General features: G+C 63.5%; 11 protein-coding genes. 3 read left to right on the forward strand and 8 right to left on the reverse strand.

Going from position 1 to position 14631, the window contains the following annotated elements:
* Positions 1-2 precede the first annotated feature (2 nt).
* Together UP10_RS09350 and UP10_RS09355 are read right to left on the reverse strand one after the other, a co-directional pair.
* A complete protein-coding gene (locus tag UP10_RS09350; protein WP_044587228.1) occupies positions 3-1163 on the reverse strand; it encodes a DUF2652 domain-containing protein in 1161 nt (386 codons plus the stop codon).
* A 162-nt stretch (positions 1164-1325) separates the two neighbouring features.
* Entirely contained in the window at positions 1326-2723 is a 1398-nt protein-coding gene (locus tag UP10_RS09355) for a glycerophosphodiester phosphodiesterase family protein (protein WP_050043605.1), read from the reverse strand.
* Positions 2724-2972: 249 nt separating this feature from the next.
* Between UP10_RS09355 and UP10_RS09360 the strand changes: the two genes are divergently transcribed.
* Positions 2973-6044, forward strand: coding sequence for an alpha-mannosidase (locus tag UP10_RS09360; protein WP_082077031.1), 3072 nt, complete (start codon positions 2973-2975; stop codon positions 6042-6044).
* Here the strand turns inward: UP10_RS09360 and UP10_RS09365 are convergent.
* Both UP10_RS09365 and UP10_RS09370 read right to left on the reverse strand, forming a co-directional pair.
* A complete protein-coding gene (locus tag UP10_RS09365) occupies positions 6041-7189 on the reverse strand; it encodes a mandelate racemase/muconate lactonizing enzyme family protein (protein WP_044587034.1) in 1149 nt (382 codons plus the stop codon). The genes UP10_RS09360 and UP10_RS09365 overlap by 4 nt on opposite strands.
* A gap of 53 nt (positions 7190-7242) precedes the next feature.
* Entirely contained in the window at positions 7243-8688 is a 1446-nt protein-coding gene (locus UP10_RS09370) for an MFS transporter (RefSeq protein ID WP_245321697.1), read from the reverse strand.
* A 395-nt stretch (positions 8689-9083) separates the two neighbouring features.
* Between UP10_RS09370 and UP10_RS09375 the strand changes: the two genes are divergently transcribed.
* Positions 9084-9461, forward strand: coding sequence for a tautomerase family protein (locus tag UP10_RS09375; RefSeq protein ID WP_044587036.1), 378 nt, complete (start codon positions 9084-9086; stop codon positions 9459-9461).
* Between the two features lie 131 nt (positions 9462-9592).
* Positions 9593-9742 carry a hypothetical protein gene (locus UP10_RS45160; RefSeq protein ID WP_197086769.1) on the forward strand — a complete coding sequence of 50 codons (150 nt, stop codon included), beginning with the start codon at positions 9593-9595 and terminating at the stop codon, positions 9740-9742.
* 62 nt (positions 9743-9804) lie between these two features.
* Here the strand turns inward: UP10_RS45160 and UP10_RS09380 are convergent, their stop codons facing one another.
* From UP10_RS09380 to UP10_RS09395, 4 genes are all read right to left on the reverse strand, one after another.
* Positions 9805-11019: an ABC transporter substrate-binding protein gene (locus UP10_RS09380; protein WP_044587037.1), complete on the reverse strand. Its 1215-nt coding sequence runs from the start codon at positions 11017-11019 to the stop codon at positions 9805-9807.
* Positions 11020-11145: 126 nt separating this feature from the next.
* A complete protein-coding gene (locus UP10_RS09385) occupies positions 11146-12714 on the reverse strand; it encodes a DUF4403 family protein (protein ID WP_044587230.1) in 1569 nt (522 codons plus the stop codon).
* 203 nt (positions 12715-12917) lie between these two features.
* The gene (locus UP10_RS09390; protein WP_044587038.1) at positions 12918-13604 is read right to left on the reverse strand and encodes a L,D-transpeptidase; all 687 of its coding nucleotides are present in this window, start codon (positions 13602-13604) and stop codon (positions 12918-12920) included.
* Between the two features lie 177 nt (positions 13605-13781).
* Positions 13782-14564 (reverse strand): sulfite exporter TauE/SafE family protein, encoded by a 783-nt coding sequence (locus UP10_RS09395; RefSeq protein ID WP_044587039.1) that lies wholly within the window; start codon positions 14562-14564, stop codon positions 13782-13784.
* Positions 14565-14631: the final 67 nt, after the last annotated feature.

The raw sequence follows: 14631 nt of genomic DNA on the forward strand, positions 1-14631 counted from the left end.
CGTCAGCGCCGCGCGCCGGATTTCACCGGCTCGGTCAGGAAGCGCCCGGTCGAGTGCTTCAGCGTCGGCTCGTCCACTTCGCCAAAGGCAGGTTGCTTCCCTTCCACCATGGAGCGCAGGCCGGCGATCGCCTGGCTCATGCGTTCGCCGTATTTGGCCGCAGCACCCTCGACGAAGGCTTTGTCCTTTGGCTTCGGCTTGGCAATCCGCACTTCCAAATGCGTCGTTCCGTTTGGACCGTCCAGCAGGGCGCGGGTCACGATGATGCGCGGCGCGCCGGGAACCGGAAGCGCGATGCTGACCGTCAAATAGTCGACCGGCCGCCAATCGAGCGTCTCCTCGACGTTGGCCGCCTTGCCGTGCAAGCAGTGATTCCTGGTGCCGACACCGCGTCGCCCTTTGCCGGAATCCTCGGTGATGTCGTCGGCGTCCCACCATTTCTGCCACTGCCCGGGTACGGTGAGATGCTCCCACACCGTCTGCCGAGGTGCTGCGATATCGAACGCGAACGTGGCGCATGCGTCGCCGCGCGTCACTTCATTCCGAACTCGTGCGTCGTCCTGCCTCCATGCCGCCTCGAGATCGCGCGCCCACAGCGTCACGTCGCCGATGATGTCGATGGCCTCGTGATGCGCGATGAGACCTTGCGCCACCGGGTCGACGCCCATGGCGCGGATGGCCGCGTCGCTGTAGAGCGCGTAAGCGCGTCCGCCGACCTTCTCGCTGACACTGTTCTTAAGCAGCCGGTGGACGAGAATGACGTCACGCCCGGCGAGCTCTTCTCTCCCGCCCATCCTCTGCTTCACCATCTCGCCGTGATGGACGACGAATTTGAAATCGAGATTGCCCATCGCGACGCAGGCCTGACACTCGCAGGCGGAGGCCTGGCGAACGTTGCGCAGGCGTCGCCGGAATTTGAAATAGGCGCCCTCGATCGCGTCCTGCAGCAGCGAACCGTCGACCGTCGCGTCGGTCGTGTAGACGAACGCGGCGTCACCCTCGAACTTGGCGAGGCGAAACGGCGGGCGCAGCCCTTTCACCACCGTGTCCATGAAATCGGCGATGATGTCCTGCGCATGGTCGAGCTCGACCGCCGCGAGGAAGTTGGTATAGCCCGAGATGTCGGCAATCGCGAAATATGCCGCTTCAGCCTTCGGAAGCATCAAGACCTCCAACGCAACCGGTTCGTTCCGATTGTTGCGGAGGCGCAGTTTGTCATACCGCGCTATCAGCGGTCGAGGGCCAAAGAGGCCCTCAGGAGCAGCATCGGAACTGCGTCACCTCTCCCGCAAGCGGGAGAGGTGCAACGAACATGTGGCCAGGCCTCACCAGCCCAGTTCACGTAGATAGGTGGCGCGTGCGGCAACGCCGGTGTGGGTGAAATCGGTAAAGATCCCATCGACGCCGAGACGGAAGAATTTGAGATCTTCCTGGACTGGATCGCCGTGATAGTCGCCGGCCAGATATTTCTTCTCGTTTCGGAATGTGAAGGGATGCACGAACAGGCCGACCTTGTGCGCGTCGGCAATGACGCTGGTGGCTTCCTGCGTCGCGGCGTCCGGCGTCGATCCCTTATAGGGCGTGCCGTCGGCGTTCGCGTCCTTCCAGGGCGAGATCTTGTACGGGACGAGATAAACCTTCCACGGACCGATGCCGTCGGCATAGGTCTTGATCTCCGCCAGGCCCGCAGGGGTTAGCATCGCGTCGAACCCGCGTGAATCACCCACAACCGTCCAGTCATAGGGGCGGGAATTGGCGATGTTATTGAGCAGGACCTTGCCGGCCTTGAAGTCGACGCCGTTGCCGTCGATCAGCTGGACCTGCCGCGTATCCAGACCATGGCTGCGCATGTATTTCAGGCTGCCGGGCTCAAAGCTCTGGACGATGACCGGCGCGTCCTTCGCATTGAGGCCGTTGTCCTTGATGATCTTGATCAGGGCATCCTCGAGCGGGTGGCTGCCGGGCGCGCCGCAGCCATTGGCGATGGCCTGGGCATTGTTCCAGGTCGGATTCTTGGTTTCCGGATAGACGGATATCGTCCGGCCGGTTTCCTTGCTCTTGGCCTTGGCGAGGTCGACGATCTCCTGGAAACTGATGATCGGGAACTTGCCGTTGAACACCTTGGGCCGTTCATTGGCGGCATCATAGGTGGTGCCGGAAATCCAGTTCTTCAGCTCGGCCATGGTGAAATCGGTGATCGACCAGTCATTGGTGTGGTCGTCGCCGTCGACGATCAGCGCCTTCAGCACCGATTTCGGATCGGCGGGATCGACGAGGTCGGTGGGATATTCGGCCGGTCCGCTCGCGGCGGATTGCGGCCATTTCACCTTGACCATGACGCCCGGCGTCGTGCGCTTGCGGGCGGCGACCGCCGCATTGGTTTTCGCCACCTCGGCCACGTTGGTGTTGTCGCTCAGCCAGGGATTGTGACGTGCGACCAGCACGCAATCCTTGGTCAGGTGCAGGTCCTCTTCGAGCGAATCGGTCCCCAGCGCCACCGCCAGCTCGTAAGATGCCTCGGTCTCTTCAGGCATCAGCCCCGGCACGCCGCGATGCCCGATCACCAGTGGCTGCTTGCCATCGAGGGTCAGGAAGGGCTTGGCGCCTGATGGGGCCGCGGCGGTTTGGGCCAAGGCCATCGATGGTGAGAGGAAAGCCAAAGCCGCCGCACCGAACAGCATCGCTTTAACATCTACTTTCGGTCGTGAACGACTATTCTTCATGGCCAAGCCTCTCCATCTTTTCCGTAGTATCGCATTGAATGCTGCAAGAGCCGGGCCGAATAAGGCCCACGCTCTCGTCTTCTTGTATCAATTCTCTGACAGGCAGATGACTGCCGGGCGAGCGGGGCAAGACTCTTCAAATACGCCGGGACCCGTTCGTCTGCAAACCGTTAACCACGCGTTTCGAGACCGTCGATTCCGACATCCGAATTGCCGCTATAATCCTGCCGCAGCGAATTGGGGCAGGCGATGGACGAGACCGATCGAGAGAACAGCAATCCCGCAATAGCCCGGATTCGCGGCCGCTACCCGCAGTACACGCGGGGACGATTGGGACGCTTTGCCGAAAGGCTGCGGGACAAAATTCATGCCGATCGTGTGCCGGTCGTGTCGCTCGAGCTTGCCGGGCCAACCGAGCGGATCAGTCTATCCGAGGCGCTCAAGCTGGATTACCGGCCGATTTCGCTGGGCCAAACGCTGGGTCCGCTCTGGGCGACGTATTGGGTGCGGGTCTCGGCTGACGTGCCCGAAGCCTGGGCCGGCTCGCGCGTGGACCTCAATTGGGACAGCCGCTCGGAAGCCTTGCTGTGGCTGGATGGACGCTCGTCACAGGGGCTGAACCCCGGTCGCCACATCGCGCCGCTACTTCAGCCGGCACGCGGCGGTGAGACGCTCACCTTCTACGTGGAAGTTGCCTGCAACGGCCTGTTTGGCGAATTCGGAAGCAACCCGCTGGGCTATGCCCTGGCGGCGTGCGAGCTGTGCCGCTTCGATCCCGAGGCGCAGGCGATCTATTTCGACTACGACGTTCTGCGCCAGCTCGAGGCCGATCGGGATCCCGCGAAGAAAACCAGGTCATACGGTGCCGTCGGCGAGACGGTGCAGCCGGCGCTGGATCGGACCTGGGCGGGGCGGTTGCTGCACGACCTCAACCGTATCTGCAATATCGCCGACCCCGATGACCGCGCGACATGGCCGGCGGCGCGAACGATCCTCGACGGCTTGCTCGCGGCGCGCAATGGCACGGTGGCCCATGAGATGTCGGCGATCGGCCACGCCCATCTCGACACCGCGTGGCTGTGGCCATTGGAAGAAACCAGGCGCAAGGGCCAACGCAGCTTCTCCACGGCGGTTGCGCTGATGGACCGTTATCCCGATTTCAAGTTCGCCTGCTCGCAGGCCTACCAGTACGCCATCATCGAGCAGCACGATCCCGATCTGTTCGCACGCATCCGCGCCAAGGTCACGGCGGGGCAATGGATTCCCGTCGGCGGCAGCTGGATCGAGCCGGACTGCAATCTGCCCTGGGGCGAGTCGATCTGCCGGCAATTCCTGTATGGTCAGCGTTACTTCGAGCGGACCTTCGGCAAGCGCTCCACGGTGTTCTGGAATCCGGATGTGTTCGGCTATGACGGCCAGTTGCCGCAGCTGATGCGGTCGGCGGGGATGTCGCGCTTCCTGACCCAAAAACTGTCGTGGAACAAATTCACCTCGCCGCCGCATCACAGCTTCCATTGGCGTGGACACGACGGCAGCTCGGTGCTTGCGCATTTTCCACCCGCGGACACCTATAACGGCTCGGCCGAAATCGCTGAGCTCCGCTATCATGCGGCCAACTACAAGGACGCCGACCGTTCGACTGAGGCGCTCTATCTGTTTGGCTATGGCGACGGTGGCGGTGGCGCCGATGAAACGATGCTCGAGACGCTCAAGCGCACGCGGGATCTGCAGGGGCTTCCAAGAATTCAAGTTCGCAACGTCGACGAATTCTTCGACCGCCTTGCCATGTCGGCTGAGGATTTGGCCACGATCGAGGGCGAGCTCTATCTCGAATATCATCGCGGCACCTACACCACGCAAGGCGAGATCAAGCGCCTCAATCGCGCCTGCGAGGCCAGCCTTCAGGCGCTGGAATTCGTGGCCACGCTTGCGCGTGCATGGGACCAACCGGCGCCGTCAGCGGAGGAGATCGAAGGTCTGTGGCGCACACTTCTGACCAATCAGTTTCACGACATCATCCCGGGCAGCAGCATTCGCGAGGTCTATGAGCGGGCCGAGGTCGAACTCGCTGCCGTGGAGCAAGAGGTCAAACACCGCACGCAAGCCGTGCTGACCACACTCTGCGAGCCGGACGAAACCATTTGGACGCCGATCAATACATTGGGCAATTCTCGCGCCGAGGTCGCTTCCGATCCGGACGGCGGACTTCGCTATGTCGTCGCCCCTCCGTTCGCGGCAGGCGAAGCGACCACGACGGCAGACCGCGTCGCGCTATCGTCCGATGCGGATGGTTTCGTGCTGTCGAACGCGCAATTGAAGGTGCGCGTTGACCGCGGCGGTCTTGTCCAATCGCTGGTCCATCTGCCGACCGGCCGCGAAACTCTCGCATCGCCTGGCGCCCGCTTTCTGCTGCTGGACGACAGGCCGCTCGAATTCGAAGCCTGGGATATCGATCCGTTTGCACTGGAGACCGCGCGCGACCTGACAGGAGAGGTGAGTTGCGATGTGCCGTCGGAAGGCGGACTGCGGGCTGAGATTCGTTTCGAGCGCGCCCTCGGAAAAGCGAGCCGGCTAACTCAGGTGATCCGCCTTGATGCCGGCGCTCATCACCTCGCGTTCGAAACGACGGTCGATTGGCAGGAGCGCAAGACGGCGCTGAAGGTCATGTTTCCCGTCGCCAGCCGCGCACCCAATGCAACCTATGAAACCATGTTCGGTGCGACGGCGCGGCCGACCCACGCCAACACGGATGCCGATGCCGCCAAATATGAGGTCCCCGGCCACCGTTGGTCGGATCTCTCCGAGCCGGATTTTGGCGTGTCGCTGTTCAGCGCCATCAGGCACGGCTATTCGACGTTTGGCAACCTGCTCGCGCTCACGCTGCTGCGCGGGCCTGAGTCACCCGATCCAAAAGCCGATATCGGGCGTCACCGGATGCGCTACGCGATCTATCCCCATGCAGGCGATTGGCGCGCCGCTGACACGGTTGGCAGAGCCCTGCGTTTTACGCGTCCGGTGCTTTGGAGCAAAGGACGGCCACGCGCCCCGTTGAAACAGTCGTTCCTGCGGGCATCCCCGTCCAACGTGGTGGTCGATACGATCAAGCCAGCCGAAGACGGCGACGGCTGGGTGGTGCGGCTCTATGAAAGCGCGGGTGTTCGCACCCACGCGACGCTTGATTTCGGCGTCGACGTCTCGTCGGTATGGATGAGCAACATCCTGGAAGATCGGATTGAAGCCTTGCCGACGGAGGGGCGCACGTGCCGCCTGTCGCTGCGTCCGTTCCAGATCGCAACGTTGCGGATTGTTGGGCGTCGCTAGGAGCGCGGCGCGCGGTACTCGGCGTGCGTGACCAGCCAGTCCGCGGCGGCCTTGAGATCCGGCTCTATTCCCAATCCTGGTCCGTCAGGCAGCGTGAACATCCCTTGCTGGACGCGAGGGAACGGCTGCGCCAGCGCCTCGCGCAAGGGATTTTCCATCACGTCGTGTTCCAGCAATCCCGGGCCTCCGACCGCTGCGAGGACCTGAGCCGCTGCCAGCAGACCGACACCGCTGCCAAGCCAATGCGGGCAGTAGGACCGTCCCATCTGCACTGCGCGCCGGCCGACCGCATACGCACCGGTGACGCCACCCCATTTCAGCATGTCGGGCTGAACCACGCCGTGATAGCCGTTGGCGATTAGCGTTGCGAATACCTCGTATCCCATGACGTTCTCGCCGCCCGCCAAAGCGACCGGAGACAATAGCGCGAGCTCTGCCCATTCGGCGGCAGGCCGGTCAGCCGCAAGGGGTTCCTCGATCCAGCCGAGACCAAACGCGCCGAGCCGCGGGACAGCGCGGCGGGCCTCGGCCAAATCCCAGCCCTGGTTGGCATCCACCATGAGGCGTTCACCAGGTCTCAAGTCACGCGTGATGCTCGAAACGACACCCATGTCGGTCTCGGTGCCGAACGCGACCTTGACCTTGAAGGCGCGAAATCCTGCGTCGCTGCAACGCGCCACCGTCTCTAGCGCCGTATCGGGATTCAGACCACTCGCATAGGCAGGTACTGCATCTCGCGCCTCCGTGCCGGCCAACAGGACGCGCAGCGATTTGCCTGCGCGCCGCGCGGCAAGATCCCAGAGCGCCAGGTCCAGTCCGCCAAGGCACGCCGCAAAGGGTCCCGGCTCCGCTCCCTGAAGGGCCCAGCGATGGGTCCGCGCGGTCAATGTGTGCCAGGCGTCCGGAGGATCGAGATACGACCCGGCCAGCGCCGCGGGACAAATGACGGTTTCGAGCAATCGCATCTTGTTGTCGGCGCTGTATGGCGGGAAGTTGCACCATATTTCTCCCCAGCCGTGAGCACCGTCGGTATCCTCGACGCGAAGCAGGAGAACGCTGCGTCTCGGAATGCTGCCGAAGGATGTTTTGACAGGTTCCTTGACCTCGGCTCGAAACAGGAACGCCTCGATGCGCGCGATGTTCATGGTCACGGATATTGCTCCTTTCACGATGCGTGTGCGTGTGGTCCCACAGCCGGTCAGACCCTTTCTAGCTCGGGCGCTGCGCTCGCGACATTGATGAAGCGAGCGTTCACGACGATCGGCGCCAGCACCGCAGCGACGAACGAGAGGGCGGCGAGGAAGTAGAGAGCGGCCTCATAGCTGTGGGTTGCTTCCCGAATCCAGCCGATTGCATACGGCCCAACGAATCCCCCGAGGTTTCCGATCGAGTTGATGAGCGCGATACCGGCAGCCGCGGCGTTGCCCGCAAGGAATGTCGACGGCAGCGGCCAGAACGGCGGCTTTGCGCCGTAGATGCCCACCGCGGCGACCGCCATGACGGCCACGGCCAGGAGCGATCCAGACATCAGGCCGGCAGCGGTCAATCCAAAGGCGGTGAGTGCGAGTGCCACGCAAAGCGTCCATCGACGTTCGTTATACCGATCGGAGATGAAACCGAACGCGACAATGCCGATGGTTCCGAAGATATAGGGGACTGAGGTCATCATCCCGGCCTGCATGTCGGTCAGACCAAGACCCTTCAACATTTGAGGCAAGAAAAACGCGAGACCGAGATTGGCGGTGGTGTTCGCGAACCAGATGAACGCAAGAGCAAGAACACGCGCGTCCGCAAGGGACTGAAGCACGCTCAAGCCATGGACCGCAGTGATCGCGCGCTCTTCGGTATCAATTGCGTTCTGGAGCCAGCTCCGCTCCTCGACGCTGAGCCATTCCGCCTCACTCGGCCTGTCCGGCATCACCTTGAGGAATAGCAGGCCGACGAGCATGGTCGGCAGCCCTTCGAGGATGAACAACCACCGCCATCCTTTCAAGCCGGCGAACCCGTCCATCTGGAGTATCGTCGTTGAAACCGGTCCGCCGAGCGCGAGCGAAACCGGAACCGCGATGATGAATGCAGCGATTATGCGGGCTCGATATCGCTGCGGAAACCAGTAGGTCAGATACAGGATCACGCCCGGGAAAAAGCCGGCTTCCGCAGCGCCCAGCAGAAAGCGGATGACGATGAAGCTCGTTGATCCCTGCACGAGCGCCATTGCCGCGGCGACCGCCCCCCAGGAAATCATGATGCGGGCGATCCATCGTCGCGCCCCCACTTTCGCCATGACGAGATTGCTCGGGATCTCGCAGATGAAATAACTCAGGAAGAACACGCCCGCGCCAAGTCCGAAAATATAGGGCGAGATGCCGATATCCGCATTCATCTTGAGGGCGGCAAATCCCACATTGATCCGGTCGATGTAGGCAAGGACGTATGAGATGAACAAAACCGGCATCAGCCGAAGGAAAACTTTCCTTATGGTCTTGTCGGCAACCGCCTCGGACATTCTCGCTCCCTTGCCGTCATTTTTGCTGGTGCGCGTGGTGTGCCATCCGCTGTTTGGACAGTCCGAGCGTTGCCCTCTTCGAGGTCGTAACAGCGAACCTCGCCCGTCACGGGGCAGGTATTCGCCTGGTTGATTCACCGGCCATGCCGCTCGCGTCAACGGCGAGCAAATGGCTGGAGCAAGGCGGATGACACGCCTTATCCGGCGCCGCGCTCCGGGAATAATTAATTGTTGAGATGGCCCCATCTCAAAAGCAGATGTCTGGGATCCGATCGGGTCTTGTTCGCGCGGACTGGTTGATCGATGTGGCTGGAAGGATCGAGGTCAAGACGAACTGTTCGCCCGCGACGGTTTGGTCCAGCACTCGCATGAATGTGATGAAATGATCATGGTCATTCATTGAACGTCGTTGCGTGGCCATTACGTGAGGCCGGCGCGCAGATCAGGGACGAGACCTGCTGCACGCGATCTGGGGCGGACGAGATCCGTCGCCCGGACCGTAATGTGCAATCGTCAACGTTGGGAGAACAGCCATGCCGCTCGTCCGGATCGATCTTCGCAAGGGCAAGGATGCCGACTTTCGGCGGGATGTCGGCAAAGCCGTGTACGAGGCGATGCTGAGCGTCGGCGTGCCGAAGGACGATCGCTTCCAGGTCATCAGCGAGCACGACGCCACGAATTTCGTCTTTGATCCGGACTATCTTGGGATCCACCGCAGCGACGATCTGGTGATCGTCCAGATCACGTGGAACGAAGGACGCACGCTCGAGCAGAAGAAGGCGCTCTACAAGGCCATCGCCGGCGGCCTGTCAGCGCTTGGCGTTCGGCCGGAAGACGTCTTCATCAACCTCGTCGAGGTCAAGAAAGAGAACTGGTCTTTCGGCAACGGCTTGGCGCAGTACGCGCCGTAAATCCGCCGGGAGCCCGAGCTCACGTCAGGTCTCGCATCAATGTGATCATATGACATTTATCATTCCATTGACCGCCGCGGCGCCGCCCCTACGTCGAGGTGTAACGACGTTACTATTGATGGAGGCATTCCGTGACCAGGCAGAACAAGCAATTTGCAGGACGCTACCGCTACGAGCTCGTGCACGGCGACCATGCCGACTTCATCGCCTATCAGCGCAATATTGACGGTGGAGTCTGGCAGACCGTCTCGACGTGGATGATCCCGCGCGCGAATAGCTAGAGCGAGTCTCGCTCGCAATCTTTCCCCCTCCCGCCAGGCGGAAGGGGAAAGAGCCGCTTGCCTCAGTTCGACTTCACCAGCGGGCAGCCGCCCTTGTCGAGCGGGCGGAACGCCTCGTCGCCGGGCACGGTGGTGATCAGTTTGTAGAGGTCCCACTCGCCCTTGGACTCCTCGGGCTTCTTGACCTCGAACAGGTACATGTCATGCACCATGCGGCCGTCGATCCGGATCTTGCCGTTCTTGGCGAAGAAGTCGTTGATCGGGGTCGCACGCATCTGCGCCATCACCTTCGGCGCCTCGTCGGTGCCGATGGCTTCGATCGCCTTGAGATAGTGCATGGTCGCGGAATAGAGGCCGGCCTGGATCATGGTCGGCATGTGGCCGACCTTCTCGTTGAAGCGCTTCGAGAAGGCGCGGGTCTCGTCGTTCATGTCCCAGTAGAAGGCATCGGTGACGATCAGGCCCTGGGTTGCCTTGACGCCGAGCGAATGGGTGTCGGTGATTTCCTGCAGCAGCGCGATCATCTTCTGGCCGCCCTCGATCAGGCCAAATTCGGCGGCCTGCTTCAGCGCGTTGGTGGTGTCGCCGCCGGCATTCGCCAGCGCCACGACCTTGGCCTTGGAGGCTTGCGCTTGCAGCAGGAACGACGAGAAGTCCGACGAATTCAGCGGATGGCGCACCTCGCCGAGCACCTTGCCGCCGCTTTCCTTGACGACATTGGCGGCGTCGCGCTGCAGCGCCATGCCGAAGGCGTAGTCGGCGGTGACGAAGAACCAGGTGTCCTCGCCGCGCTTGACCATCGCCTTGCCGGCGACGTTCGACAGCGCGTAGGTGTCGTAGGTCCAGTGCACGGTGTTGGGCGAGCAGGCGACGCCGGTGATGTCGGAGGAGCCGCCGCCGGAATTGATGTTGATCTTGTTCTTCTCGCGCGTCAGCGCCGAGATCGGCAGCGCGACCGACGAGGTCGGGACGTCGAAGATCGCGTCGACCTTCTCATTGTCGTACCAGTTGCGCGCGATGTTGATGCCGACGTCGGGCTTGTTCTGGTGATCGGCGGCGACGACCTCGACAGGCTTGCCCTTCACCTTGGCGCCGTAATCGGCGACCGCCATCTCGACGGCGGCGACCGAGCCCTTGCCGGTGGCGTCGGCATAGAGGCTCGACATGTCGGTGAGCACGCCGATCTTGACCACGTCGTCGGAGATCTGGGCGTTGGCGGCGGTGCCGGATGCGGCAAGCGCGAGGCCGGCCGCCAATGCGGCCAAAAGCGATTTCATCGTGGTCTCTCCCTGACGTCTCATTAAGGACTTGGTTTCACGGGCACCTTCTACCGGTGCGGCAACCTGTCGCAAAGTCGACTTTTTGGGCATAGCCGGTATCGACGGACCGTTGACCTCCGCCGCTCACAGCGCCGGCAACGCGCTCACGGCTGCGTTGATGGTGCCGTCGGTCTCGACGAGCACCCGCAACGTCTTCGAATCGAATTCGATGCCGGCAAGGCGGACGGCGGTGACCTCCGCATCGATGCGGAGCCCCACCTCGTTCTTCTGCAGGTCGGCGATGGCGGAGGAGAGCTTGCGTTGCGCGTTGTTGGCGAACGGCTTCAGGTCGACGATCAGCCGGTCGGCGAGCGCCTGTTGCAGCTTCGGGATCGCCGGCCGCGCGGCGGCGCCGAGCAGGCCGAACGCGGCCTCGGATTCGACCGCCAGTTCGACGTCGGTCAACCGCAGCGTCTGCGCCTGCTGGTCGAGGCGCGGCCGGCCCCAGATATGTACGGTCGCCTCGGCGCCGAGGCCGAGCCAACTGGTTTTTTCCTTGGCGTGCACCAGGAGCGAGATCAGCAGCCGGTCGCCGGAGGCGGCAACGCTCGCATGCTTGACGGTGACGTCGACCGAACCGGAGCCGTCCTCGGGGAAGGTCTTGCCCTTGAGCTGGGCCTCGATGAGCTGGGTCAGCGTGGTGAACGACATGTCGACCGGCAGGCCGATCGCGACCTTGCTCGGCATCGGCGGCACGATCGAGAGTTTCTCGGGGAACGGGCAGGTCGGGGCGGTCTGGGTTTCGGTGATACGGGTCTCGGCCTCTATTCCCATCGTGATGATCATCGACGACGCATCGACCTTCGGCTGCGCCGCGATCGCGCGGGTCGGCCGCAGCTCCAGCCACATCGGTGGCATCGACGAGGTTCCGCCGGTGCCCTGCAGCGGGATCGAGCGGCAGGCCTTGGTCCATTGGGCGCGCGCGTTGTTCTCGAAGGTCGGGTCGTTGCGCAATCTCGCCTGCACGGCGGCGATCTGATCGGCGACCTGCTTGTCGATCACAGGCTTTACCTGGGCGGGTACGCTGACCTTGACGCCAGCGGCCGACAGGCTGGAGTCATTGAGATTGACCTGCGCCTGCAGGTTCGGCTCGATCCGCCAGGACGCGCCGAGCTTCGGCCGCGAAGTGAGGGTGACGTTGCCCTTGATCTCGGCGTCGGCGTTGAGCTGCTTGATGTGCACGGCGCCGATCTGCTTGGCGACATTGCCGCCGAGCAGGCTGCCGAGCGCGTCGCCGACCGCGCCGGTCGCCTTGGCCGACAGCGAGCCGGTGACCTTGAGCGTTCCGGTGATCGGGGTGGCTAGCGTCAGCACGTCCTGCGCGCCGGTGACCGCGATCGGCCCGCGCGACGCGGTCCAGCCGATATCGGCGTTCTGCAGGATCTGCGACACCGGGTTGTCGGCCTTGCCGGCAAAGGTCTTTGGGGCGCCGCGTTCGGCGGCATCGCGGATCGCCGACAGCGCGACGGCGACCTGCGCCACGATCGTCGAGGAGCGCGCCGCCGCCGGCAGCGGCGGCAATTGCGCAAGCTGCGGCCGCTGCACGGCGGCGCGTGGCGCGAGCCAGTTCATGGCCAGCAGGCTGACCGCGAACGACACCGCCACGACGGCGATCCCGAGCAATATTGTCTTTGGATGCATCGGAAGACGCATCATTCCCCCGGCTGAAATGAACAGACGGGTTGTACAGGCCTGCCGACGGGGGCGCCAGTGTGGCCGGATCGGGCTTCTTCAGGGGCGGAAATTGCCGGCCGCCGTCAATGCGGCGAAGAGGTTAACGATCACGCTCGCTCACGAACGCGACAACGGCCCCGGCGGGATGCCGGAGCCGTCGTCGGTGTCTGGAGGCGTCCAGTTTACCGGATAGCCGAGCCGAGGTCCGCGCGGCGATCGGTCATTGGCAGCACGATCACCTTGGTGCCGACATTGACCCGCGAATAGAGGTCCGCGACGTCTTCATTGGTGAGGCGCAGGCAGCCCGAGGAGACGTGGGTGCCGATGGTCTCCGGCGCGTTGGTGCCGTGAATGCGGTAGACGGTGCCGCCGAGATACATCGCGCGGGCACCGAGCGGGTTGCCGGGGCCGCCGGCCATGTGGCGCGGCAGATAGGGCTGGCGGGCGATCATTTCCGGCGGCGGGGTCCAATCCGGCCACTCCGCCTTCTTGGTGATGGTCTGGGTGCCCGACCAGGTGAAGCCCTCGCGGCCGACGCCGATGCCGTAGCGGATCGCCTGGCCGCCGCCGAGTACGTAGTAAAGATAGGTATGCGGGGTGTCGATGATGACGGTGCCGGGTGCCTCGCGGGTCGGATAGCTGACGACCTGCCGCTTCAGGCGCGCGGGCAGTTCGGCGGAACGGTCTTCATCCTGAACCTGCGGCATCGACTGCACCGGCGGGGCCGCCTCGGTCGGCGGCGTCAGGATAAACGGGAATATCGGCAGCGGAGCGGCTGCGGCGGAAGCGGAAAAGGCAACGGTGCCAAGCGCCAGCGCGCCAAAGGCGGCGGCAGCGACACGTGCGTTCACTCTGATGGAATTGAACATTGTCGACCCCTGTTGTTTGCGCCCTGCGCGCCCATTCGGCGCGTCGTTGAGACAAACCAGTACAGGTCAGGCGTTTCAGGACGTTTGCACGAAATCGCCAAAATGGTTTCGTGGCGTTAGGGAATTGTTTCGTGCGTGTTTCGTCGGGGCGGTTAACGGCGGGTTGCCTGGGCGGTCTCAGGCCCGGACATATCCCGCCAGCCCGTCCCACAGCAGCTTTGCCGCGGTGACGACCAGAATGGCGTAGCAGGCCCGGTAGAGCGCGCGCTGGTCGAGACGCTCGTGCAGCCGCCACCCTGCCCAGACGCCTACCGGGACGGCCGGCACGCACAGCGCCATCAGCAGCCACAGGCCCTTCGAGGGCGTGGCGAGCACGAGCCACGGGCCGGCCTTCAGCAGGTTGCCGACCGTAAAGAACAGGCTGGTGGTGCCGGCATAGAGCGCCTTCGACATGCCGAGCGGCAGCAGGTAGATCGCAAGCGGCGGCCCGCCCGAATGAGCGACCATCGTGGTAACGCCCGAGGAGAGGCCGGCCAGCGTGGCCTTGACCGTCGAGCGCGGACGCGGCTTGATCTCGCCGCCGCCGAGAAACCACGTCGCCGCGAACGCCAGCGTCACCAGGCCCATCACGATCTCGACGGCATGCCGGTCGAGGTCGCGCAGCACGAAGTAACCGAGCCCGACGCCGACGACCAGCGCCGGCAGCAGCATCGCAAGGTCGACGCGCGACCAGGTGTTCGGGCGCCAGTAGCGCAGCGCCGTGACGTCCATGACGATGAACAATGGCGCCAGCAACGCGCCGGCCGCGATCGGGTCCATCGCCAGCGACAGCAGCGGGATGCCGACGATCGCAAAGCCGCCGCCGAACGCGCCCTTCATGAAGGCGATCAGGAACACGCCGGCGAGTGCGATCGTCAGCGTGAAAGGCCCGGGCAGATCGGCGATGGCGGATGCGATCATGGCGTCGTTTGCAGCGTTGCGTTCGCGCGCAACATGGCGCTGCGAGTATGCACGCGCAACCCGAACA

It is taken from the genome of Bradyrhizobium sp. LTSPM299, from assembly GCF_000938235.1.
Taxonomy (GTDB): domain Bacteria; phylum Pseudomonadota; class Alphaproteobacteria; order Rhizobiales; family Xanthobacteraceae; genus Bradyrhizobium.

Excerpts from the sequence above, each read along its gene's own strand:
- UP10_RS09390 (WP_044587038.1), bottom strand. The coding sequence starts at position 13,604 with ATGTTCAATTCCATCAGAGTGAACGCACGTGTCGCTGCCGCCGCCTTT.
- UP10_RS09350 (WP_044587228.1), bottom strand. The coding sequence starts at position 1,163 with ATGCTTCCGAAGGCTGAAGCGGCATATTTCGCGATTGCCGACATCTCG.
- UP10_RS09365 (WP_044587034.1), bottom strand. The coding sequence starts at position 7,189 with ATGAACATCGCGCGCATCGAGGCGTTCCTGTTTCGAGCCGAGGTCAAG.
- UP10_RS09380 (WP_044587037.1), bottom strand. The coding sequence starts at position 11,019 with ATGAAATCGCTTTTGGCCGCATTGGCGGCCGGCCTCGCGCTTGCCGCA.
- UP10_RS09360 (WP_082077031.1), top strand. The coding sequence starts at position 2,973 with ATGGACGAGACCGATCGAGAGAACAGCAATCCCGCAATAGCCCGGATT.
- UP10_RS09385 (WP_044587230.1), bottom strand. The coding sequence starts at position 12,714 with ATGCGTCTTCCGATGCATCCAAAGACAATATTGCTCGGGATCGCCGTC.
- UP10_RS09375 (WP_044587036.1), top strand. The coding sequence starts at position 9,084 with ATGCCGCTCGTCCGGATCGATCTTCGCAAGGGCAAGGATGCCGACTTT.
- UP10_RS09355 (WP_050043605.1), bottom strand. The coding sequence starts at position 2,723 with ATGAAGAATAGTCGTTCACGACCGAAAGTAGATGTTAAAGCGATGCTG.
- UP10_RS09395 (WP_044587039.1), bottom strand. The coding sequence starts at position 14,564 with ATGATCGCATCCGCCATCGCCGATCTGCCCGGGCCTTTCACGCTGACG.